This window comes from Streptomyces sp. B21-083 (assembly GCF_036898825.1).
Taxonomy (GTDB): domain Bacteria; phylum Actinomycetota; class Actinomycetes; order Streptomycetales; family Streptomycetaceae; genus Streptomyces.
The window spans coordinates 3209569-3232166 of the sequence record NZ_JARUND010000001.1 but is presented as its reverse complement, the minus strand read 5'-3'; the positions used below and the strand labels follow the sequence as shown (position 1 = coordinate 3232166).

The window sequence follows — 22598 nt, the reverse complement described above, 5'->3', positions numbered from 1 at the left end:
CCCCACCCGATGACGACACTCGCCCGCCGCCCCGACACGCTGACCCGCGACGCGCTCACCGTCCTCCAGCCCGGCTTCACCGGCACCACCGCCCCCGACTGGCTGCTGCGCCGCCTCGGCGAAGGCCTCGCCTCCGTGGGCCTGTTCGGCCGCAACATCACCTCCCCGGAGCAACTGGCCGCCCTCACTGCCCAGTTGCGCGCCGAGCGCGACGACGTCCTGGTCGCGATCGACGAGGAGGGCGGCGACGTCACCCGGCTGGAGGTCCGCACCGGCTCCTCCTTCCCCGGCAACCACGCCCTGGGCGCCGTCGACGACGTCGAGCTGACGCGTGCGGTGGCCCACGAACTCGGCCACCGTCTCCGCGCCTGCGGGGTCAACCTCAACTGGGCCCCGTCGGCGGACGTCAACTCCAACCCCGCCAACCCCGTCATCGGCGTCCGCTCCTTCGGCGCCGACCCGGAGCTGGTCGCCCGCCACACCGCGGCCTACGTCACCGGTCTCCAGGCCGCGGGCGTCGCCGCCTGCACGAAGCACTTCCCGGGTCACGGCGACACGTCGGTCGACTCCCACCACGCCCTGCCTCGCATCGACGCGAGCCGCTCGGTGGTCCTCGACCGCGAGCTGTCCCCGTTCCGCGCGGCGATCGCCGCCGGCACCAGGGCGGTGATGAGCGCCCACATCCTGATCCCGTCGCTGGACCCCGACCGCCCGGCCACCCTCTCCCGTCCCGTCCTCACCGACCTCCTCCGGGGTGAACTCGGCTACACCGGCCTGATCGTCACCGACGGCATGGAGATGCAGGCCATCGCGGGCACGTACGGCATCGAACGAGGCAGCGTCCTCGCCATCGCCGCCGGCGCCGACGCCATCTGCGTGGGCGGCGGCCTCTCGGACGACGAGACGGTACGCCGTCTGCGCGACGCCCTGATCAAGGCCGTACGCGCCGGTGACCTCCCGGAGGACCGTCTGGCGGACGCGGCGGAACGCGTCAGGACCCTGGCTCGCTGGACGACGGCACCGCGAGAGCCCTCTGCCACGGAGCCCACGGAGCCCACGGACATCGGCCTCCAGGCCGCCCGTCGCGCCGTGGAGACGACGTACCCGGCGGGCTCCGCCCCCCTCGAACCCCTCCGGGAACCCCCGTACGTGGCCGCCTTCACCCCGGTGGCGAACTTCGCCGTCGGCAACGAGACACCCTGGGGTGTGGCGGCCGAACTGGTACGCCTCCTGCCCGGCACCCGCACCGGCACCTTCACCGGCGAGGGGGCGGCCCGGGCGGCCCTCACCGAGGCGGGCCCGAGCCGCATCGTCGCCGTGGTCCGTGACGAACACCGCCACCCGTGGATGTCGGCGGCCCTTGACACCCTCCTCACCGCCCGCCCCGACACGATCGTCGTCGAGATGGGCGTCCCCCAGTCCCCCCGCCGAGGCGCCGCCCATCTGGCGACCCACGGCGCGGCCAGAGTCTGCGGACGCGCGGCGGCGGAGATCATCGCGGGGGAATGAGCCGTACGACGACGAAGGCGCCGGTCCCCTGTGGAGGGGACCGGCGCCTTCGTCGTCAGGCATCCGCAGCCGGGCCCGCCACTACGGCCCTACATCGACGCGGTACCGACCTGTTCTCTCAGTGCCAGCCACTCCTGCAGCTCGATCAGGTTCCCTTCCGGGTCCGCCAGGTGGGCGACCCGCATCCGGTCGCCCATCGGACCCGGACCCCGGAGGAATTCCGCGCCCCGTGCGGTGAGCTCGGCGTGGGCGGCGTCCAGGTCGTCCACTCGCAGCACCAATAGCACGCGGTGTCCGTCCGGCTCCGTGCCCAGCCGTTCCAGGACGCCGGCCATCTGCGCCCGGTCCTGGAGTGCGATCGCGGCGTGCCCGGTGTCGGGGCTGAGCTTGGCGTACGGACCGCTCTCGGCCTCGAACTGCGGCTTGAGCCCGAGCACGTCCCGGTAGAAGCGGTAGACAGCGGGGAAGTCGGACACCAACAGGCGTATCTGGGTGAGTTCCATACAGATCTTTCTAGCCCGGTCGGCCTGGTTCTGCCGCGTCGGAGACCTTGAAGACCTAGATACCTTGCCAGTCGGGCTTGTTGACGAAGGTGTGCCGGAAGTAGTCGGCCAGCTTCAGCTTGGAAGCGGCTGCCTCGTCGACCACCACCGTCGCATGCGGGTGCAACTGGAGCGCCGACGCCGGACACACCGCGGCCACGGGCCCCTCCACCGTCGCCGCCACCGCGTCCGCCTTGCCCTCGCCCGTCGCGAGCAGCACCAGGTGCCGCGCCTCCAGGATCGTGCCGATGCCCTGCGTGATGACGTGCTGCGGGACCTGGCCGATGTCGCCGTCGAAGAACCGCGCGTTGTCGATCCGGGTCTGCTCGGTCAACGTCTTGATCCGGGTCCGCGAGGCGAGCGAGGAGCACGGCTCGTTGAACCCGATGTGTCCGTCGGTCCCGATCCCCAGCAACTGGAGGTCGACCCCGCCGGCCTCCGCCAGCGCCCTGTCGTACGCCTCGCACGCCCCCCGTACGTCCTCGGCGGTCCCGTCGGGCCCGATGAACGCGTCCATCCCGATCCCGAGCGGCTCCAGCACCTCGCGCCGCAGCACCGAACGGTACGACTCCGGATGGTCGGCCGGCAGCCCCACGTACTCGTCGAGCTGGGCTATGCGCGCTCGGGACATCTCCACGGCACCGGAGGCCGCCCGGGCCGAAAGTGCCTGGTAGACGGGCAGCGGGGTCGAGCCGGTGGCCACGCCGAGCAGCGCGGTCGCCTTGTGCCGGAGCAGCTGTGCGATGGCCCCGGCGATGAGCTCGCCACCCGCCTTGGCGTCCGGAACGATGACAACTTCCACGCTGGCCTGCCGATCTGGAGAAGCGCTCAAGAGACGTACGGGGGAACGATGTGGTTTAGACCAATCTAACAGAACGGGGTTTCCCGGCCCAGGTTCCCGGCCGGTGAACCTCGCCGCCACGGTGCTCGCGGAAATTGCCCTGGCGATCCGGCCCCGCACATGAACCAACAAGGCTAGGCTGCATGGTGGATGCTGGGACGTCCGAGTAGTTCCAACGGGCGACCTTGAGGCATCCGAACTACTCGCGAACCCACAGCGACAAACAATCTCCAACGCATGGACACGGTTTGTGGTCTAGTCCACAATGCGTAGAGAAGCGTACGATCGATCAGCTGTACGCACGACCAGAGCCTCCGTCTTCCCCGCACAGGAAGACGGATCGAGGAACCGGGGCTCTCTGCCCTGACTGCGCCGGCTCCTCATCCATCGGCCGACCGGGACCGCACACCCCACGGCCGTTGCTGCTCCGGGCTGCGGTGCCGGGAGGGCTGAGGGTCCCTCTCAGGCGCCGCGGCCCGCGGGTGCTTCCGGGCCACTTCGAGCCCCGCCCCCAGCCACGGTTTCCGGCCAGGTCCGGACCGGCGGGTACGCTCGCACACGTGCCCTCCATGAACGAACTCGTACGCCAGCACACCGCGCTCAGCGACTCCGACCTGGAGTGGCTGCACCTGCTGGTGTCGGAGTGGCAACTGCTCTCCGACCTCTCCTTCGCCGACCTCGTCCTGTGGGTTCCCACCCGCGACGGCACCCGCTATGTCTCGGTCGCCCAGATGCGGCCGAACACCGGTCCGACCTCGTACCAGGACGACATGGTCGGCCATCTCGTCCCCCGTGGCCGCCGCCCCCTGCTGGACGCGGCTCTGGACGAGGGCCGGATCGTGCGCGAGGGCGACCCGGAATGGCGCGAAGAGGTCCCTGTCCGTGTCGAGTCGATCCCCGTCCGCAGGGAAGGACGCGTCCTCGGGGTCATCGCGCGCAACACCAACCTCCTCACCGTCCGGACCCCGAGCCGCCTGGAACTGACGTATCTCCAGAGCGCCTCCGACCTCGCCCAGATGATCGCCGCCGGATCGTTCCCCTTCTCCAACCAGGTGGTCGACATGGACGCCTCGCCGCGGGTCGGCGACGGACTGATCCGGCTCGACGCCGACGGCATCGTCCAGTACGCCTCGCCCAACGCGCTGTCCGCGTACCACCGGCTCGGTCTCGCCTCCGACCTCGTCGGCCAGCACCTGGGCGTCACCACGGCCGAACTCGCCCCGTCCCGGGGGCCGGTGGACGAGGCGCTCTCCAAGGTCGCCAGCGGCTGGGCGCCGCGCGAGTTCGAGATCGAGTCCGTCGACGGGGTCATCCAGTTCCGCGCCATCCCCCTCAAACCCAAGGGCACGCGCATCGGTTCACTCGTCCTGCTCCGCGACGTCACCGAACTGCGCCGCCGTGAACGCGAGTTGATCACCAAGGACGCGACCATCCGGGAGATCCACCACCGGGTCAAGAACAACCTCCAGACGGTGGCCGCCCTGTTGCGCCTTCAGGCCCGGCGTATCGAGTCGGAGCGTGGGCGCGAGGCCCTGGAAGAGGCCGTACGGCGGGTCGGGTCCATCGCGATCGTGCACGAGACGCTCTCCCAGAACCTGGACGAACGGGTGGAGTTCGACGAGATCGCCGACCGCGTGCTCGCCATGGTCTCCGAGATCTCGCCGGGCACGGTCACCGGCCGGCGCACCGGCCGCTTCGGCATTCTGGACGCCGAGGTCGCCACCCCGCTCTCCATGGTGCTGACCGAGATCCTGCAGAACGCCCTGGAACACGGCTTCGGACCGGGCGACACCGGCTCGGTCGAGGTCTCGGCGGTCCGGGGTGGCACGACCAAGGAGTCCCGCCTCCTCGTCACCGTGCAGGACGACGGCGTCGGTCTCCCCGAGGGCTTCGACCCGCACCGCTCGGGCAACCTGGGCCTGCAGATCGTACGGACGCTGGTGGAGGGGGAGTTGGGCGGCACGTTCGACATGGTGCCCGCTCCCGAGCGGGGTACGCAGGTGATCCTCGACATCCCGGTGCGCGCCAACAAGTAGTCCGCGCACCGCGATCGGCCCTTACACAGCGATGAGCCCCGGACCATGGAACGGTCCGGGGCTCATATGCTTGTTCGCGCTGTTGCTATGCGCATCGGGGGCACTGCGCGCTGCGGCTCGGGGGCGGGAGATGCGTACTCGCTGTACGCGCCGCCAAGCTCAGGCTGTTACGGGGTGGGTTGTCAGGCGGTTGCCTGGCGGGCCCGGTTGCGGGCGGCGCGACGCTTCATGGCACGGCGCTCGTCCTCGCTGAGACCACCCCAGACGCCCGAGTCCTGGCCGGACTCAAGCGCCCACTGCAAACACTGCTCCATGACGGGGCAGCGGCGGCAGACGGCCTTGGCTTCCTCGATCTGCAGCAGCGCAGGACCGGTGTTGCCGATGGGGAAGAAGAGTTCCGGGTCTTCCTCGCGGCAAACGGCGTTGTGACGCCAGTCCATGGCTGCTACCTCTCCTTGGTATTACATGCACGTTGCTTGTGAATGTGAACGCTTTCACGAATCCCTCAACAAGTGAAGGGCCGATCATCAGACGGACTGATGTCGTCCTGAAGTGAGGAGGGGTTCTGGCTCTCTGTGGGGGCCGGTGTTGCGGGCCGTCCCGATCGCCACTTAGAGACTCGCAAACCTCAGCGGCGGATACAACCCCTACCGGAAAGTTTTTTTTGATTCCTCGGTGTCGGCTCGGTCACAGCCGTACTTCCATGGGGTGGACCCTGGTCTAAACGTTCGAGTGGAAGGACTTTAGCCCGTTCCGCTCACACAATCACACGCAGTGCACGGCGTACGCCTGTGAACGTCACGCTCGTTCGCAGTCCCAGGTGGTCGCCGTCCATCTGGAGGGGCAGAGGGACCTTCGAATGCAAGGTGAAGTCCGTCAGGTCATGCAGGGCCTTGACGTGCCTGCCATGGGGTCCCCGTTCGGGGGACGAAGTGAGCAACTGCATGCCATACCGGGCAACCGCACCCGTCGACATACGACTGAGACCGAGTACGTCGAGCCCGGTATCGAACGAGGCCTTAGGTGAGGCGTACACCGGACGATTACCCAGATACGTCCAAGGGGACGTGTTGCAGACTATGGACAGCACCAGATCCGTCATCGGGTCGGCGCCCGGCTGTTCCAGCGTGATCGTGCCGTGCCGGCGATTGGCCTCGCCCAGGAATTGCCGCACAACTTGCCGCAGGTAAAGGGAATGTGTGGATTTACGGCCGCGTTCCCGCTGTTGCTCCACGCGCCCGATCACGCCGGCGTCGAATCCCAGCCCCGCACAGAACGTGAACCAGCGCTCCGGAACCGACTCGTCCTCGGTCCCCGGGGTGCCCTTCGCCACACCGAGGCCCACTGTGCGTTCCCGGTCCTCGCGCAGGGCGTCCAGCAGGACGCCGGTGGCCTCAACGGCGTCGTTGGGCAGACCGAGGGCGCGGGCGAAGACGTTCGTGGAGCCGCCGGGGACCACCGCGAGGCGGGGCAGCCGGTCCGGGTCGGGCCCGTTGTGCAGCAGGCCGTTCACGACCTCGTTGACCGTCCCGTCGCCACCGAGAGCGACGACCAGCTCGATGTCCTTGCTCTCCGCCGCCTGCCGGCCGAGGTCACGCGCGTGGCCCCGGTACTCGGTGGTGACCGCCTCGAGTTTCATCTCGCTCGCGAGAGCATGGGTCAGCACATCGCGCGTACGTGCGCTTGTGGTGGTAGCCGCCGGATTGACCACGAGAAGTGCACGCATGCGAAGCAGGGTACCTACTGGGTGGTACTCGGCCCAGGGCAGGTTAGGGCTCAGTAAGAAAAGCGGACGTGAGCCGGGCGCTCCCAGCGCCCCTTCAGGGCCCGGCCGAGCGCCGTGGAGCCCGCGGCTACCCTTTGGTGGTGAGCGCTGAGCAGACCCCCACCCCGGAAACCACCGAAGAGCCGCGGCCCCTGCGGCTGACCGCTGCGGCCGTGCTCGCCGCGCTGGAGGGGCTCGCCCTGGTGACCGGCGGGGCCTTCATCCTCGTACTGGGGCTGACGGGCGATCCGGACGACCGGCAACAGGCCGTCACCGGTGGTGTCACGCTGATCGTGCTCGCGCTGCTGCCGCTGCTCGCCGCGCGCGGGCTGCTGGGGCGGCGAAGCTGGAGCAGGGGGCCCGCCGTCATCACGCAGATCATGGCGCTGCCCGTCGCCTTCAACCTGCTCCAGGCCGACAGCATGGCCATTCCGGGCGGGATCGCGCTGGGTGCGGTGGCGGTCACCGCGCTGGTGCTGCTGGTGAACCAGAAGACGACCCGGGCCCTCGGGATCCGGGGGCCCGGCAACGCGTCGGAGTGATTCCGAGGGGGGCTACTCCTCCACCAGCAGCCGCTCCCGCAACTGGGCGAGCGTCCGCGCCAGCAGCCGGGAGACGTGCATCTGGGAGATGCCGACCTCCTGCGCGATCTGCGACTGCGTCATGTTGCCGAAGAAGCGCAGCAGCAGGATCCGCTTCTCCCGGGGCGGGAGATCCTCAAGAAGCGGCTTGAGCGACTCGCGGTACTCGACGCCCTCCAGGGCCTCGTCGTACGAACCCAGGGTGTCCGCGACCGCGGGGGACTCGTCGTCCGTGTCGGGGACGTCCAGGGACAGCGTGGAGTAGGCGTTGGCCGACTCCAGGCCCTCCAGGACCTCCTCCTCCGAGATGCCCAGCTTCTCGGCCAGCTCATGGACCGTGGGGGAGCGGCCGTGCAGCTGCGAAAGCTCCGCCGTCGCCGTGGTGAGCGAGAGACGCAGCTCCTGCAGCCTGCGCGGAACGCGGACCGCCCAGCCCTTGTCACGGAAGTGCCGCTTGATCTCGCCGACGACCGTAGGGGTCGCGTACGTCGAGAACTCGACGCCGCGGTCCGGGTCGAAGCGGTCGACCGACTTGATCAGACCGATGGTCGCGACCTGGGTCAGGTCGTCCAACGGCTCACCGCGGTTGCGGAAGCGGCGCGCGAGGTGCTCGACGAGCGGGAGATGCATACGCACCAGCCGGTTGCGAAGCTCCGCGTACTCGGCACTGCCGTTCTCCAGCGCGCGCAGCTCGTAGAACAGGGCGCGCGCTCCGCTGCGGTCCGTCGGGGAGTGCTGGGTGGCCTGCACCGTCGGCTGTGCGCTTGGCGCGTCGTCTCGTTCGTGCTCGCTCATCGTCCCGCCTGTCGCCCTTCCCTGAGCCCCCGCCTCGGCGGGGACAGGGGAGACCTCACTCGGCCCTTCCAGGGGCGCACTCTGCACGGCACCTTCCCGATCCAGCTGCCCGTCGTCCATGAAGCCGGCCTCCGGGGGGTTGTCCTCCGGGTGCGGCCGGGCCTGCTCGGGGATGCCGGAGATACCGGCGATACCGGAAATGGCGTCCGCCGTGCCCCGCGGCCCGTCCGGGCCGCCGCTGCCCGCCCCGGGCAGCTCCCGTGTGCCGCGCTCTTCGTCCCGCACCGGCCCGTCCCCGTTCCTCACGCCGGCCCGGGTCCCGCGCCGCGCTTCTTGTGGAGACTGATCGACACGGTCTTGTCCTCGGCGACGGTCGAGTCGACCTGGCCCGCGAGGGCCGACAGGACGGTCCAGGCGAAGGTGTCGCGCGCGGGGGCGTGACCATCCGTGGTCGGGGCCGAGACCGTGACCTCCAGGGAGTCGTCGATCAGTCGGAACACACAGCTGAGTACGGAGCCGGGCACGGCCTGCTGAAGCAGGATCGCGCAGGCTTCGTCCACCGCGATGCGCAGGTCCTCGATCTCGTCGAGGGTGAAGTCCAAACGGGCCGCGAGGCCGGCCGTAGCCGTACGCAGCACCGACAGGTAGGCACCCGCGGCCGGCAGCCGGACTTCCACGAAGTCCTGGGTCGCGGGCTCGCCTGCGAACTGGGACACCCTCACCTCCAAGGTGGTACAAGCTCTTTCGGGGGCCGAGGGTCGCCCCCCGGGATAACGCGATACGTGGTTCAGCGGTGACGCTACCGCGCTCGGGACTTTCCTGTCCCGGGACCCCAGCCCCTTGCTGTCACTCATAGTAAACCTATGGATACGCACAGTGGCTAGGGGTCTGGCGAGCCCAATTGGGAAGAGCGCGCGCCGGGTTGACGTACCCAGGCGTCAGACGGTCGAACCGTCCGGATCCAGGGTCACACGAGGACGCCCTCGGTCACCAATGCCCCTGCTCACACGGGTGCGGGGCCGGGTGTGCGGCGATTCGGGGCTTCCGCGCCTTCATACGAGGACGTGGTCGACGAAGCACCAGCGCCAGCTCTCGCCGGGTTCGAAGGTCCGCATCACCGGGTGCCCGGTCTCCTTGTGGTGTTCTGTCGCGTGGCGGTTCGGCGAGGAGTCGCAGCAGCCGACATGGCCGCATTCCAGGCACAGGCGCAACTGCACCGGGTGGGTGCCGGACGCCAGGCACTCCGGACAGGTCTCGCTCTTGGGCTCTGGTTCCGGGAGGGGCAGCGCGTCGGCATGCGTGCACTGTTTCATGATTGCCAGGTTACGACGGCTGTGCGGAAAGCCGCGCGGAAGCCGGAGCACACGAAAAACAAAGTGGGCGCGGAACAAGAGTGGGCGGAACAAGAGTGAGCGGAACGAGAGTGGGCCGAAACCGATGCATGTGATGCCACTGCTCCTGCTGGTCGCGGGGAGCGCCGCCATTGCCGCCGCGGCCCGCCGCACCCCCGTCCCGCCCCCGCTGCTGCTGGTCGCGGCCGGACTGCTGTTCGCGTACGTCCCCGGGGTGCCCGACTACGCGCTCGACCCGCATGTCGTCCTGCCGCTGATGCTGCCCCCGCTGCTGTACACGGCGGCCGTCGACAGCTCGTACCTCGATCTGCGCGCGCAACTGCGGCCCGTGGCACTGCTGTCCGTGGGGTACGTGCTCTTCGCGACGCTCGCCGTCGGCTGGGCGGCCTATCTGATCGTGCCCGGTCTGCCCCTCACCGCCGCGCTGGTGCTCGGCGCGGTCGTGGCGCCCCCGGACGCCGTGGCGGCCACGGCGATCGCCCGCCGGGTCGGGCTGCCGTCGCGGGTCACCACCATCCTCCAGGGCGAGTCCCTGGTGAACGACGCCACCGCGATCACCGCCTACCGCGTCGCCCTCGCGGCGGCTGTGGGGGAGGGCGCGACCTGGGCGGGCGGGATCGGCGAGTTCCTGCTCGCGGCTGTCGGCGGCGTCGGCATCGGACTGCTCCTGATGGTGCCGATCCACTGGCTGCGCAGGTGCCTGAAAGAAGCCCTGCTGCAGAACACGATGTCCCTGCTGATCCCGTTCGCCGCGTACGCGGTCGCCGAGGAGGTGCACGCGTCCGGGGTCCTCGCCGTGGTCGTCGTCGCGCTCTATCTGGGACATCGCGCGTGGGAGGTCGATTTCGCGACCCGCCTCCAGGAGGAGGCGGTCTGGAAAATGGTTGCCTTCGTTCTCGAATCGGCTGTCTTCGCCCTGATCGGGCTGCAACTGCCCGTCGTCATGAAGGGGCTCGGGGCGTACGAGGGTGTCGATGCCGCCTGGTACGCGATCGCCGTCTTCCTCGCGGTCGTCGTCACCCGGTTCGCCTGGGTCTATCCCGGGACGTTCGTGCCCCGGCTGCTGTCGGCGCGGATCCGGGAACGGGAGCCGAATCCGACCTGGAAGGGCGCGTTCGTCATCTCCTGGGCCGGGATGAGGGGGGTCGTCTCGCTGGCCATCGCCTTCTCGATCCCGCTCACCATGGAGGGCGGCGAGGCGTTCCCGGAACGGAACCTGATCCTCTTCCTGACCTTCACGACAGTCATCGGCACGCTGGTCGTCCAGGGGCTGACGCTGCCCCCGCTGATCCGGCTGCTGAAGGTGCCCGGGCGTGACACACAGGCCGAGACGCTCGCGGAGGCCAACGCCCAGGCGCAGGCGTCCAGGGCCGCACAGGGGCGCCTGGAAGGCCTGCTGGAGGACGAACGCAACGCGCTGCCCCCTCCGCTGGCCGACCGGCTGCGCATGGTGCTGGAACGCCGCCAGAACGCCGTCTGGGAGCGGCTGGGCTCGGTCAACCCCGTGACCGGCGAGACGGTGGACGACACCTACCGGCGGCTGTCCCGCGAGATGATCAGCGCGGAGCGGGAGGTGTTCGTGCGGCTGCGGGACGGGCGCTACATAGACGACGAGATGCTGCGGACCCTGCTGCGACGGCTGGACCTGGAGGAGGCGGCGGCGTTCCGGGAGGCGGAGTAGGACGGGTGCCGCGCCCGGCTCGCGGCCCGGTGGTTCAGGGGAACGGGCGCCCCGTGATCACCGCCGCGATGGTGGTCCCGTTCGCGAACGCGCCCTCCTGTGCGAGGGCGACAAGTCCGTACAGCATCTTGGCGACATAGAGACGTTCCACGGGGACGCCGTGACGGGCCTCGAAGTCGTCGGCGAAGGCGTGCAGTTCGGGGGGCGTACGGGCGTAGCCGCCGAAATGGAAGCGGTGGTCGAGGGTCCACGAGCCGCGGGGCCCGTCGAAGGCGAGGTCCTGAAGGGCACGTATCTCCGCGTCCAGGAAGCCCCCTCTGAGGACCGGGACGCCGAGGGCGCGCTGCTCGGGAGCGAGGCCCGCGGCGAGGCCGGCGAGGGTGCCCCCGGTGCCGCAGGCGATCGCGACGACATCGGCGTGGCCGCGCAGCTCCTCACCGAGGGCGCGGCAGCCGCGTACGGCGAGCGGGTTGCTGCCGCCTTCCGGCACGACGTGCGTGTCCTCGGCCCCGGCCGCCCGGCGGATGGTGGCGAGGGTGTCAGGGTCGGCCTTGTGCCGGTAGGTCGATCTGTCGACGAAGTGCAGCCGCATGCCGTCGGCCACGCAGTGCGCCAGTGAGGGGTTGAGGGGGCGGTCGGCGAGTTCCTGACCTCGGACCACACCGACCGTGGGCAGGCCCAGGATGCGGCCGGCGGTGGCTGTGGCGCGCAGATGGTTGGAGTAGGCGCCGCCGAAGGTGAGGATCGGGCGTCCGGCGGCGGCTTCCAGGTTGGGGACCAGCTTGCGCCACTTGTTGCCGATCAGGTCCGGGTGGATGAGGTCGTCGCGCTTGAGCAGCAGACGCAGACCGTGGCGGGAGAACCGGCGGTCCGCGAGTTCCTGGAGGGGACTGGGCAGAGACACGGGACCATTGTCCCTACCAGCCCGTTGGGGGTTTCCCTTCTGGGGGAGTGCGAGGACAAGGCCCGTTCAGGGCCGGCGGGGGCGAGGAAACTCCTACTTCAGACGGTCCCGCACCCGTTCCCTCAGCCACTGCATGCCGAAGCCCCGGGGATCGACCTTGCCGGGCTGCCATTCGAGGTGGCCGATGACCGACCGTTCCGTCCAGCCGTGGTGACGGCACAGTGCGGCGGCGACCTTCTCGACGGCGTCGAGCTGGGCCGGCGGCCAGGGATCCTCGCCGTCGCCGAGGTTCTCGCACTCGAAGCCGTAGAAGTGACGGTTCCCGTCCGTGTTGGCCTCGTTGTCCGGCGGCAGCGCCTTCTCCGCGATCACCGCCCGCAGCACGTCGTCGTCACCCAGGCCCGCGTGGTTGGCCCTGCCGTAACCGACCAGATGGACGCGCCCGTCCTTGGTGATGACGCCGTGGCACAGGGGGCCCGGCAGCTCGGCGTAACCCTCGCGGCAGAGTTCCACCGTGTACTCGCTGCCCCGGGTCGCCGTGTGATGGATCATCACGCCGTGGACCGGGCCCCAGGGACCTTTGTGGTTGCGGTTGTGGTGGACCCAGTCGCCCACTTCGACGACGTCGACGCCTTCTTCCCTGAGCCGGTCCAGAAAGTCGCCGGCGGACATGGGTGGGGCCATGACCGTCTCCTTCGCTGCGCGACGGCCACCGGTCGTGACCGCCTCGTACCGCAGCTTGTACCGGAATCCGACGGTCGAGGTCGAATTGTTCGCACGGCGTGCGAGCCGATCCGGCCGATCCGGCTGTCCCGGCCTTTCCCGTCATCCCGCTGTCCCGCTGTCCCGCTGTCCGGTCGGTGACGCCGATACGGAGTCACCGGCCGTCACTGGCGCAGAAACGCGTCCCCGTTCACCGCGATGTGGCTCTCCAGAGCTTGCAGGGCCCGCTGTGTCGCGTCGGGGGAGCCGCTGCCGCGCCGCTCCGCGTAGTACGCCGCGCCCACTTTCTTGAGCAGGTCGGCGCCGGCCCGCTGGGCCTGTACCTCGTCGAGCTTCTGCTTGCCCTGCGTCAGGCCGCGCTGTGCCTGTTCCTTGGCGCGGTCCAGGAAGCCTGCCATCGGTCTCTCCTGTTCGTCGTCCGTCGAATGCTCAAACGGCCCGCCCGATCTTGAAGTTCCCCGTACGAGGTAATTCTCGTTCGCCGGGTCGAACGAGGGGGCGAAGAACCTCTTTGTGCCCACTTCGGAGATGATCCATTCCCGCTCATTCGTGTAATAGCACTGCCCCGTTCGGTACGGAAGGCTGGTGCGCGCAGGCGTCCGACGCGGAGCACACCCGAGAGGGGGCGACGTGGCGGCGCATTACGCGTTAGTGGGGAGGCAGTTCTTTATGTCGGTAGGCGAAGAGATCCGCACGGAGCAGGACAAGCCGCAGCAGAGTCTCGGCACAACGGCCGCGCGGAATCTGGCCACCACCACCAAGTCCGTACCCCAGATGCAGGAGATCAGCTCGCGCTGGCTGCTGCGCATGCTCCCCTGGGTGAACGTGCAGGGTGGTACATACCGTGTGAACCGGCGGCTCACCTACTCCGTGGGAGACGGCCGTCTGACGTTCGTGAAGACGGGTGACCGCGTGGAAGTGGTCCCCGCCGAACTGTCCGAGTTGCCGGCCCTGCGGTCCTACGAGGACGAGGAAGTGCTCTCGGAGCTCGCCCGGCGCTGCCAGCAGCGGGAGTTCACCCCCGGTTCGGAGATCGCCTCGTTCGGCAGCCCGAACGACGAGGTGTTCCTGCTGGTGCACGGCAAGGTCGAGAAGATCGGCACGGGTCCGTACGGCGACGACACCGAGCTCGGCATGCTGGCCGACGGGGCGTACTTCGGGGACCAGGCGCTGCTCGACCCCGACGCCCTCTGGGAGTACACGGCCCGCGCGGTCACCGCGGTCACCGTGCTGACACTCACCCGTCAGCACTTCGAGCAGGTCGCCGAGCGCGCCGACTCGCTGAGCGGGCACCTTCAGGAGCTGCGATCGATCCCGGAGCAGAACGCCAACAAATACGGTGAGCGGGAGATCGACCTCGCGGCCGGTCACCGCGGCGAGGCGGACATCCCGCGCACGTTCGTCGACTACGAGGCCAGCCCCCGCGAGTACGAACTGAGCATCGCCCAGACCGTACTGCGCATCCACTCGCGCGTCGCCGACCTCTACAACCAGCCGATGAACCAGACCGAGCAGCAGCTCCGGCTCACGGTCGAGGCCCTGAAGGAGCGCCAGGAGCACGAACTCGTCAACAACCGGGAGTTCGGACTGCTCAGCAACTGCGAGTACGACCAGCGGCTCCAGCCGCACGACGGTGTACCCAGCCCCGACGACCTGGACGAACTGCTCAGCAGGCGGCGCGGGACCAAGTTCCTGCTGGCGCATCCGCGGGCGATCTCCGCGATCGGCCGTGAGCTGAACAAGCGCGGCCTCGTCCCCGAGACGATCGACATGAGCGGCAACCGCATCCCCACCTGGCGTGGGGTGCCGATCTACCCGTGCAACAAGATCCCGGTCACCGAGGCCCGTACGACCTCGATCATCGCCATGCGTACCGGCGAGGCCGAACAGGGGGTCATCGGGCTCCAGCAGGCCGGAATCCCCGACGAGATCGAGCCCAGCCTGTCCGTGCGGTTCATGGGCATCAACGAACAGGCGGTCATCAACTACCTGGTGACGGCCTACTACTCGGCGGCCGTCCTGGTGCCGGACGCCCTCGGCGTGCTGGAGAACGTCGAGATCGGCCGCTGGCGATGACCCCGCCCCACGGCCCGGCCGAGACCGTCGGGACTCTGGACCCGGAGAGGCGGAACTCCATCGGCGGTCCGACTCGAAGGCGTTCGGAGAGATACCCGGAGTCCGGGGGACGGGAGCGGCCGGCCGTGGGCGCAAGGCACGACGCGGGGCAGGAGGACCTCCCCGTACAGGTGCGGGGGAAGGGCGAGGAACGCGGTCCGCTCGCCGGGGCGGACGGGCAGGACGCCGATCTCATCCTGGAGCAGGCCCGGGCCGTGGTCGATCCCGAGCTGCGCCGGGCGATCGAATCGCTTCCCGGGGCCATGCGCCGCGTCGCGCGCTACCACTTCGGGTGGGAGCACGCGGACGGTAGTCCGGCGGCGGGCAACGCGGGCAAGGCGATCCGCCCCGCGCTCGTGCTGACCGCGGCCGCGGCACTCGGCGGCCGCCGGGAAACTGCGGTACGGGCGGCCGCCGCGGTGGAACTGGTCCACAACTTCACCCTGCTGCACGACGACGTCATGGACCGGGACACCACCCGCAGACACCGGCCCACCGCGTGGACCGTGTTCGGTGACGCCGACGCGATCCTCACGGGGGACGCCCTGCACGCCCTGGCGATGCGGCTGCTCGCCGAGGACCCGCACCCGGCGTCCGCCACCGCCGCCGCCCGGCTCGCGTCCTGCGTCGTCGAGCTGTGCGAGGGGCAGCACGCGGACACGGCCATGGAGAAACGGGGCCCTGGCGAGGTCACCCTCGACGAGTGCCTCGTCATGGCCGAGGCCAAGACGGGCGCACTGCTCGGCTGCGCCTGCGCCCTCGGGGCGCTCTACGCGGGCGGATCGGCCGGGGACGTCGAGGCGATGGACGCGTTCGGCCGGGAGGCCGGGCTCGCCTTTCAGCTCATCGACGACGTGATCGGGATATGGGGGGACCCGAGCCGCACCGGCAAGCCGGCCGGGGCGGATCTGGTCGCCCGCAAGAAGTCGCTGCCCGTGGTGGCCGCACTGGCCTCCGGCACACCGGCGGCCACGGAACTGGCCGAGTTGTACGCGGTTCCGTACGACGAGGGGGTGGAAGGGGCACTGGAGCGGACGGTGCTCGCCGTCGAGCGGGCGGGCGGCCGGGACTGGGCGCAGCTCCAGGCGGCCGACCGGATGGCCCGCGCGATACACGAGCTGTCCCGCGCGGTCCCCGACCCGGAGGCGGCCGGCGGTCTCCTGTCGTTGGCCGAGTTCGTGACCCGCCGCACCACCTGAGGCCCCGGAGCCACCCGCCATCCGCGGCGGGGCGCACGGCCCTGACTCCGTGCGCCCCGAGGCGGCGCTCCGGCGGCGGGACCCGCACATCCCCACGGTGTGCGGGGCCCGTCACATCCCGCACACCGGTTACGCTCAACCGCCATACGATCAGCGGTGGTTGAGACAAAAGGGGCGGGCATGGGCGTGGCGATACGTACGGCGGGCGAGGACGACCGGGAGCTGGTGGTCCGACTGCTGGACGAGGCGTTCCAGGACGACCCGGTGAGCGGCTGGGTATTCCCGGACCAGCAACACCGCCGCGTGACGCATCCCAAACTGATGGCCGCCTTCCTCGACATCGTGCTCGCCGAGGGCCGCGTCGACCTCGCCGAGGACGGCACGGGGTGCGCCCTGTGGCTGTCCGTCCCCGCCGCCCACCCGGAGAACGAAGGGGAGGCGGAGGAGAACGGCGACGCGGCCCAGTTGCGGGAGGCCGTCGATCCCGCCAACGAGCGCGTGGAACTGATCGGGCAGCTCACGGCCGCGATACACCCCGTCGGCCGGGCCCACGAATACCTGTGGATGATCGGCGTCGCGCCGGACAGCCAGGGCCAGGGGTTGGGCGCGGCCCTCATCCAGCACGTCCTGGACCGCTGCGACCGCGAGGGAGTGGCCGCCTATCTGGAGGCGAGCAGCGCCCGCAGCTTCACGCTGTACGAGCGGCTCGGCTTCGCCCTCCTCGATCGCCCCCTCGACCTCCCGGACGGCCCCCGGATGTGGCCCATGTGGCGCGAGCCCCAGGCCTGATCCCGGCTCACCTACGTCGACGACCTGCGCCCGTTCAGGAACGGAGTGCTCGTGCGGACGTACCGCAGAAAGCGCTGAACCGGTGGGGAGCGCCCCGGTCGGTCCCGCAATACGCTGAGGGCATGGGCAGAGACGAGCACGACTGTCCCGTCTGCGGACAGCCCGTGACCACGGTGGTACGGCGGTACAAGACCCTGGGCGCGTGGGTGCCGAAGTGGGTCGCCGGGCCGTGCCGGAACACCGCGTGCGAGGCGTACGTCGATCCGGCCGCCGATGCCGATGCCGAGGACGGCTCCGGGGGCGTCGGCATACCGCCGCGGCCCGAGCCGTAGGAGCGGGTGAGCGTTCGCGTCCGCGGCGCTATTTTGGCCTCATGTCCGAATCCCCGCTCCCACACATACTCCACATCACCGAACGCGCCCTCTGGGAAGCGGCCCGCGCGCGTGGCACGTACGAGATGTCGACGCGTGGCCGCACCCTCCGGGAGGAGGGCTTCATCCACTGCTCGACGCGTGACCAACTCCCGCGTGTGGCAGCGTTCCTGTACGGCTCCTACGACGGCCCCGACGACCTGGTGGTGCTGGTCGTGGACCCCGCGCGACTCGACGTACCGCTGAAGTACGAGGCCCCGAAGCCGGGCGCCGAGGAATTCCCGCACGTGTACGGACCGATCCCGGTGACCGCCGTGGTGGACGTCGAGGTGTGGGGGTGAGCCGCCGGGTGTGGCGGTGGGCCGTGCTCGTGTGGGTGGTCACCGTGGCTGTAGGTGGCGCCCTCACGGTGTGGCTGCAGGACTCGGCGGAGCCGCCGGAGACGCCCGCCTGGCACAGGACGGACGACAGTGGGCCGGCACCGCTGGTGGGGCAGAACGCGGACGACCTGAAGGACCTGGCCCGCCTGTGCTCGGCGACACCGGGGGCTTCCCCGACACCGGTGGAGACGCCCAACGCGATAGTGGTGTGTCTGAGCGAGACCCCTCGTCCCTAGGCGGGATCGTCTGTCGCTGTCGCCGTCCGCTTCGACGGCAGGCCGCCCGTCTCGGGGTCGCGGCCGGTGAGGCAGTACGTGCCGCCCGCCGGGTCGCGCATGACCGTCCAGTGGGGGTGGTGGGCGACGACCTTGGCGCCCAGGCGCTCATGACGGGCGCGGGTCGCCGCGATGTCGGCGCAGGCCAGGTCGAGGTGCGCACGGGCGGCGGCCCGTTCGGTGGCGAGGCGCTGGAGGAGGACACGGATCGGGAGGCCGGCCGGGGGTCTGAGGACGTGGAACTCCGGCAGGGAGCCCACGAGCGAGTCCCAGCCGGTGAGGCGCTCCCAGAAGGCGACTTCCGTGTCGTACGCGGCGGGCGGGATGTCGATGGACACCTGGTCGAGGCGGCTGCCGTCCACCACGGCGGGCCGTACCGTCTCCCCGTGCCAGGGCACGGCGCAGAACAGCTGCCCGGCGGGTGAGCTCAGCACGGCCCAGTCGGCGTGCGAGCCGACGACCGTCGCCCCGAGCCCCGACGCCGATCCGACGAAGGCGTCGACGTCCTCGACGGCGAAGTCGAGATGGGCGCCGCCGTCCGCGGAGGCCACCCCCTGGACCTTGACGCAGGGGTCGCCCGCGTCCGGCAGCAGGGTCACGAACTCGCCCTGCTCACCCCGGGCCTCGGAGACCCGGGTGCCCGTGACGGCGGTCCAGAACGCGTGGGCCGGGGCGAGGAGTCCGGCGGGCCGGTCGACGAAGGCAGAGGTCCAGCGGATGCCGCTCCCGGGACCGATGCCGGTGCCTGTACCTGGGCCTTTACCTGGGCCCGTACCTGGGCCTGTGCCTGTGCTCATGGGGTGATCGTAGGGCGGCGGTCGTCCACGGCACCCGCGTTTTTTCCAGGAACAGGCTTTGCCCGCAGTTCGCCGCGAATCTGTCTGCGCTTGCTTCCATGGAGCCGCATGAAGCTGGACTGGACAGCACAGGGCCAGGTCGCCGCCGTGAGCCTCGGGGGGACCGTCGCCGTGGTCGTCGTCTTCGCCCTCGGCGTCCTCGGACTCGCACGGGTCGAAGGTGCGCGCGAGAATGACGAAGGTACCCACGCGCTCGGGTTCACCCAGGCCGGGCTGTGCTTTCTGGCGTGCGCGGCGGTGGTGGCGTACGGCATCTATCTGATCGTGCCGCAGTTCCACTGAACGCCACTGAACGCCGTACGACCGCGAATGATCGCCATTGGCCGCTGATGCCGATGCCAAGGAGGCCTTGGGTATGACACCACTGATGTCCGGACTGAAGGTCGACTACAGCGACCTCGACGAACCCGTCCTCGTCCGGCCGGACGGTACGCCGGTCGAGACCTGGCGGGAGAACTACCCGTACCCCGAGCGCATGGACCGTAGGGAGTACGAGTTGCACAAGAGGCTTCAGCAGATCGAACTGCTGAAGCTGCAGAGCTGGATCAAGCGGACCGGCCGCCGGCTGGTCGTCGTCTTCGAGGGCCGGGACGCGGCCGGAAAAGGCGGCACGATCAAGCGTTTCACGGAGCATCTCAACCCGCGCGGCGCCCGCGTGGTGGCACTGGAGAAGCCCACCGAACGCGAACGCGGCCAGTGGTACTTCCAGCGGTACGTCGAACACCTCCCGACCGCCGGCGAGATAGTCCTCTTCGACCGCTCCTGGTACAACCGGGCCGGCGTCGAACGCGTCATGGGCTTCTGTACGGACGACGAGTACCGCCGCTTCACCCGCCAGGCCCCGCTGTTCGAGCGCATGCTCGCCGATGACGGCGTCGACCTGATCAAGTTCTGGTTCTCGGTCTCCCAGGGCGAGCAGCGCACGCGTTTCACGATCCGCCAGGTCGACCCCGTACGGCAGTGGAAGCTGAGCCCCATGGACCTCGCCTCCCTGGACCGCTGGGACGACTACACGGCGGCCAAGGTCGCCATGTTCCGCGCGACGGACACCGAACAGGCCCCATGGACGGTGGTGAAGAGCAACGACAAGAAGCGGGCGCGGGTGGAGGCGATGCGCAGCGTCCTGGCCCGCTTCGACTACACGGACAAGGACGAGGAGGTCGTGGGCAGGCCCGACCCGCGCATCGTGGGTGCGGCGGCGAACCTGCTGGAGGCGGGGGAGGATGACGACGGCGTGTGAGCGCCACGCGCCTGACCCCACCGGGAGCCGCTGACGTGACCGCCCGCACCCCCTCCTCCACCTCCGCCGCCACCGACCGCACCCGCCTCGCCGACAGTGCGTACAGCAGCGACCGGGACCTGGCCGCCCGTCAGTCGATCTACCGATGGCAGACCCCCCGTCACGACCTGCCGGGCATCGTCGCCGGACAGTTGGACGGGGTACGGGGCGGCGGGCGCGTGGTCGACGTGGGCTGCGGCAACGGTACGTATCTCCAGCGGCTGCGAGCGGAGCGGCCCGAGCTGTCCCTGCTCGGCCTGGACATCTCGCCCGGCATCCTCGCCACCGTCCCCGGCCCGGTCGCCGTGGCCGACGTCACGCGGCTGCCGCTGGCCAGGGGGAGCGTGGACGCGGCCCTGGCGCTGCACATGCTGTACCACGTGCCCGACATCCCCCAGGCGGTACGGGAGCTGTCGCGCGTGATCGCTCCGGACGGACTGGTGATCGTCTCCACCAATGGTGCCGATGACAAGGCCGAACTCGACGACCTGTTCCACCGGGCCGCGAGCGACGTGCTCGGCGCCGGACGGGAGCCGTCCCGGTTCTCGATCGGCACCCGCTTCTCGCTGGAGAAGGCCCCGGCCTTCCTCGGGGAGCAGTTCGGCCGGGTGCGGACGATCGAACTCCTCAGCACCGTCACGGTCCGCGACCCCGGGCCGGTCGTCGCGTACCTGGCGTCGTACCGGGCCTGGGCGGACCAGTACGACGCGCCCTTCGACGAGACGATCGAGCGGGCCCGCGCCATCGCGACCGAACGGATCTCGCGCCAAGGGGCGTTCGAGATCGGCTGCCGGGCGGGCATCCTCGTGTGCCGACGCTGAGCGGGCTCGCACGGCAGCGCGGGGAGGACAGCGAACGAGGACAGCGAACGAAGACAGTGAAGGGGACAGCGAAAAGGGCCGGTCGACCTCGACCGGCCCTTCACCGAAGGCTTGTTCAGGCCTTCTTGTACATCAGCCACAGCCGTTCATGATCGCGGGTTCGGTGGCCCTCCGTGGCTCTGGCACGGAAAGTGATCCAAAACCACGATTCACCCGTCGCCGACAGCCCGCGGACTTCCTGGCGAATCAAAGTACCAACGAGCAACTGCTGGATGTCATCGAGGCGACGCTGCGATTGAGCGTGTCGCGACAGTGTCGTGGTCGGGTTTCCCTTCGGGCGGAACCGGGCAATCTCCGTGTCTGGGCTCTTCTGCTGGAGAGCCGGGGTGGATCGCCCCTGGGGGTGGGGGAATATGCAAGATCATGGCCTTGTGCTCGCTAGTGTTGATCGAGATTTGCCAGATCTAGATCACGATCAAGCGCAACTGGATGTGCGTGCTGCGCTGACTCACCACCACGCTCAATTGGTCGCACTCATTCCTGTGGGTCTCTCCGCGGTCTACGTTTCCTTTGTGACGCAGGATGCGTTTCTCTCGCAGGCCGCGGCTGAACGGATTGTTGCGGAATTATCCGGCATCCTGCGGATCGCAGAGGGAAGCTGTGAGTGGACGACTGGCGGCCCCCGTGGCCTTGGCCGTGAGGGCCGCTGGTGCGGCCTTTGCGGCGGGCTCGACGGCGAACATCTACAAGGCTGCGTCCGTGCCGAGGCGCCGTGAGCGGCGCCAGGGCACCCCGCCCCGCCCCCCGCCTCGGCCGTGACGTGTGGACTCAGCCGGTGCCGACCGGCTATCTAAATAGCATAACTGTTGGTGGCGGGGTGGCAGCTCCGCTTCTGGCGGGGACGAGTTTTACGCTGGCCGTGCTCATCTTGCAGACTGCACCGAATGCCAAGGACGCCTTCAGCCGATGGCCCGAAGCTGCTCTGGCCTGCTATATCGGCGCCGGCCTCGCCCAGATGGCCGCCGTGCAAGCGACGGCCTGGGCTCAGCGCTACGTATGCACTCCGGATGAGCTCAAGCAGTGGTATCCGGGCGAGTTCCGCAAAGATCAACCGAGCAAGTGGCTCCGGAATCTTCAATACTCCCACTATCGACAGGCCGCCCTCTGGGCGGGACGGGCGCGGGCGGCTTACCACCTGGGTATCGTCCTCCTGCTGTTCGGCATCCTCCTGGCATGTGTACCCCCAGGCCCGGTCAGTGCGTCCAGGGGAATCGTCATCGTGCTGGCAGGTACCGGATTCGTCGGAGAGATCTACTGGTTGGCGCGGGCGGAGGTCCTCACACCGCGACTGCGTGGACAGATGCACGCTCACCTCACGGCGTGGCTCCTGGCAGTCGGCATGCAGGCATTCATCGTCCTCCGGGCAGTCGGCGCCAGCGTCGTGATTCTCTCGTCGACGGTGGCGGTGTGTCATCTCTTCTGGTCCTGGGGCGCGTTCCACCCCCACACGTGGGTGGGACAGCTGAACGCACGCTTGTCGACACCAAGTCGATTGTCCGCCGCACATGTACTCGTGGCTGCCGCGACCGCCGTCGTTCCCCTGGCCTTCGTCGTATTACCGCCGCTGAGTTCCGTGACGTACCGCATGGCACTAGCTGCTGTTTGTCTGCCAGCACTTCTGCTCAGCGGCGGGTGCTGCGTGTGGCTGTGCCTCCAGGACAGGCGCCGCGAGACCTGACCGCCTTTGACTCGTTCTCGGGTCGCCCCTGACCATCTGTCGCGC

Annotated in this window: 26 protein-coding genes; 15 read left to right on the top strand and 11 right to left on the bottom strand. The window is 69.5% G+C overall.

The features are described 5' to 3' along the window. The first annotated feature begins 9 nt into the window (after positions 1-9). Positions 10-1509: a glycoside hydrolase family 3 protein gene (locus tag QA861_RS14375; RefSeq protein WP_334588719.1), complete on the top strand. Its 1500-nt coding sequence runs from the start codon at positions 10-12 to the stop codon at positions 1507-1509. A gap of 89 nt (positions 1510-1598) precedes the next feature. Here QA861_RS14375 and QA861_RS14370 read toward each other — a convergent pair whose 3' ends face one another. Then, on the bottom strand, positions 1599-2012 hold the full coding sequence (locus tag QA861_RS14370) for a VOC family protein (protein ID WP_334588718.1): 414 nt from the start codon (positions 2010-2012) through the stop codon (positions 1599-1601). A gap of 55 nt (positions 2013-2067) precedes the next feature. After that, positions 2068-2853 (bottom strand): glucosamine-6-phosphate deaminase, encoded by a 786-nt coding sequence (gene nagB, locus QA861_RS14365; RefSeq protein WP_334588717.1) that lies wholly within the window; start codon positions 2851-2853, stop codon positions 2068-2070. Between the two features lie 599 nt (positions 2854-3452). Here nagB and QA861_RS14360 point away from each other — a divergent pair. Then, entirely contained in the window at positions 3453-4928 is a 1476-nt protein-coding gene (locus QA861_RS14360; RefSeq protein ID WP_319092052.1) for a sensor histidine kinase, read from the top strand. Between the two features lie 182 nt (positions 4929-5110). Here QA861_RS14360 and QA861_RS14355 read toward each other — a convergent pair whose 3' ends face one another. Both QA861_RS14355 and QA861_RS14350 read right to left on the bottom strand, forming a co-directional pair. Beyond that, complete coding sequence (locus tag QA861_RS14355; RefSeq protein WP_006380970.1) at positions 5111-5368, bottom strand: WhiB family transcriptional regulator; 258 nt, start codon at positions 5366-5368, stop codon at positions 5111-5113. A gap of 317 nt (positions 5369-5685) precedes the next feature. After that, positions 5686-6654: a diacylglycerol/lipid kinase family protein gene (locus QA861_RS14350; protein ID WP_334588716.1), complete on the bottom strand. Its 969-nt coding sequence runs from the start codon at positions 6652-6654 to the stop codon at positions 5686-5688. Positions 6655-6794: 140 nt separating this feature from the next. Here QA861_RS14350 and QA861_RS14345 point away from each other — a divergent pair, with 140 nt between their 5' ends. After that, the gene (locus tag QA861_RS14345) at positions 6795-7235 is read left to right on the top strand and encodes a hypothetical protein (protein WP_334588715.1); all 441 of its coding nucleotides are present in this window, start codon (positions 6795-6797) and stop codon (positions 7233-7235) included. Between the two features lie 12 nt (positions 7236-7247). Here QA861_RS14345 and QA861_RS14340 read toward each other — a convergent pair whose 3' ends face one another. The 3 genes from QA861_RS14340 to QA861_RS14330 form a co-directional block, all read right to left on the bottom strand. Continuing rightward, positions 7248-8375: an RNA polymerase sigma factor SigF gene (locus QA861_RS14340; protein ID WP_334588714.1), complete on the bottom strand. Its 1128-nt coding sequence runs from the start codon at positions 8373-8375 to the stop codon at positions 7248-7250. After that, a complete protein-coding gene (locus QA861_RS14335; RefSeq protein ID WP_006380964.1) occupies positions 8372-8785 on the bottom strand; it encodes an ATP-binding protein in 414 nt (137 codons plus the stop codon). Before QA861_RS14335 ends, QA861_RS14340 begins: the two co-directional genes overlap by 4 nt. Before the next feature lie 336 nt (positions 8786-9121). Next, entirely contained in the window at positions 9122-9382 is a 261-nt protein-coding gene (locus tag QA861_RS14330; protein ID WP_006380972.1) for a UBP-type zinc finger domain-containing protein, read from the bottom strand. A 124-nt stretch (positions 9383-9506) separates the two neighbouring features. Between QA861_RS14330 and QA861_RS14325 the strand changes: the two genes are divergently transcribed. Continuing rightward, positions 9507-11102, top strand: coding sequence for a Na+/H+ antiporter (locus QA861_RS14325; protein WP_334588713.1), 1596 nt, complete (start codon positions 9507-9509; stop codon positions 11100-11102). Positions 11103-11136: 34 nt separating this feature from the next. On the opposite strand, the gene QA861_RS14320 is transcribed toward QA861_RS14325, so the two are convergent. From QA861_RS14320 to QA861_RS14310, 3 genes are all read right to left on the bottom strand, one after another. Continuing rightward, positions 11137-12006, bottom strand: a complete 870-nt coding sequence (locus tag QA861_RS14320) for a 1-aminocyclopropane-1-carboxylate deaminase/D-cysteine desulfhydrase (protein ID WP_334588712.1) — start codon at positions 12004-12006, stop codon at positions 11137-11139. Positions 12007-12099: 93 nt separating this feature from the next. After that, a complete protein-coding gene (locus tag QA861_RS14315; RefSeq protein WP_334588711.1) occupies positions 12100-12690 on the bottom strand; it encodes an N-acetylmuramoyl-L-alanine amidase in 591 nt (196 codons plus the stop codon). A gap of 203 nt (positions 12691-12893) precedes the next feature. Further along, positions 12894-13127, bottom strand: coding sequence for a hypothetical protein (locus QA861_RS14310; RefSeq protein WP_319092045.1), 234 nt, complete (start codon positions 13125-13127; stop codon positions 12894-12896). 271 nt (positions 13128-13398) lie between these two features. Here QA861_RS14310 and QA861_RS14305 point away from each other — a divergent pair, with 271 nt between their 5' ends. From QA861_RS14305 to QA861_RS14280, 6 genes are all read left to right on the top strand, one after another. Next, positions 13399-14805: a family 2B encapsulin nanocompartment shell protein gene (locus QA861_RS14305; RefSeq protein WP_334588710.1), complete on the top strand. Its 1407-nt coding sequence runs from the start codon at positions 13399-13401 to the stop codon at positions 14803-14805. Between the two features lie 170 nt (positions 14806-14975). Then, the gene (locus tag QA861_RS14300) at positions 14976-16043 is read left to right on the top strand and encodes a family 2 encapsulin nanocompartment cargo protein polyprenyl transferase (protein ID WP_334590552.1); all 1068 of its coding nucleotides are present in this window, start codon (positions 14976-14978) and stop codon (positions 16041-16043) included. A 180-nt stretch (positions 16044-16223) separates the two neighbouring features. After that, positions 16224-16832 carry a GNAT family N-acetyltransferase gene (locus QA861_RS14295; RefSeq protein WP_334588709.1) on the top strand — a complete coding sequence of 203 codons (609 nt, stop codon included), beginning with the start codon at positions 16224-16226 and terminating at the stop codon, positions 16830-16832. Positions 16833-16954: 122 nt separating this feature from the next. After that, positions 16955-17164: a hypothetical protein gene (locus QA861_RS14290; protein WP_334588708.1), complete on the top strand. Its 210-nt coding sequence runs from the start codon at positions 16955-16957 to the stop codon at positions 17162-17164. 41 nt (positions 17165-17205) lie between these two features. Beyond that, a complete protein-coding gene (locus QA861_RS14285) occupies positions 17206-17544 on the top strand; it encodes a DUF952 domain-containing protein (RefSeq protein ID WP_334588707.1) in 339 nt (112 codons plus the stop codon). Beyond that, complete coding sequence (locus QA861_RS14280; protein ID WP_334588706.1) at positions 17541-17819, top strand: hypothetical protein; 279 nt, start codon at positions 17541-17543, stop codon at positions 17817-17819. The genes QA861_RS14285 and QA861_RS14280 overlap by 4 nt, the downstream gene beginning before the upstream one ends. Here the strand turns inward: QA861_RS14280 and QA861_RS14275 are convergent. Continuing rightward, positions 17816-18655, bottom strand: a complete 840-nt coding sequence (locus tag QA861_RS14275) for a VOC family protein (protein ID WP_334588705.1) — start codon at positions 18653-18655, stop codon at positions 17816-17818. The two genes, QA861_RS14280 and QA861_RS14275, sit on opposite strands and share 4 nt — an antisense overlap. A gap of 108 nt (positions 18656-18763) precedes the next feature. Between QA861_RS14275 and QA861_RS14270 the strand changes: the two genes are divergently transcribed. The 5 genes from QA861_RS14270 to QA861_RS14250 all read left to right on the top strand — a co-directional run bounded on the left by QA861_RS14270 (position 18764) and on the right by QA861_RS14250 (position 22553). Beyond that, positions 18764-18997, top strand: a complete 234-nt coding sequence (locus QA861_RS14270) for a hypothetical protein (protein WP_334588704.1) — start codon at positions 18764-18766, stop codon at positions 18995-18997. A 73-nt stretch (positions 18998-19070) separates the two neighbouring features. Further along, positions 19071-19955, top strand: a complete 885-nt coding sequence (gene ppk2, locus QA861_RS14265) for a polyphosphate kinase 2 (protein ID WP_334588703.1) — start codon at positions 19071-19073, stop codon at positions 19953-19955. A gap of 35 nt (positions 19956-19990) precedes the next feature. Next, positions 19991-20815 carry a class I SAM-dependent methyltransferase gene (locus QA861_RS14260; protein WP_334590551.1) on the top strand — a complete coding sequence of 275 codons (825 nt, stop codon included), beginning with the start codon at positions 19991-19993 and terminating at the stop codon, positions 20813-20815. A gap of 413 nt (positions 20816-21228) precedes the next feature. Beyond that, positions 21229-21591, top strand: a complete 363-nt coding sequence (locus QA861_RS14255) for a hypothetical protein (protein WP_334588702.1) — start codon at positions 21229-21231, stop codon at positions 21589-21591. Positions 21592-21734: 143 nt separating this feature from the next. After that, positions 21735-22553: a hypothetical protein gene (locus QA861_RS14250; protein WP_334588701.1), complete on the top strand. Its 819-nt coding sequence runs from the start codon at positions 21735-21737 to the stop codon at positions 22551-22553. Positions 22554-22598: the final 45 nt, after the last annotated feature.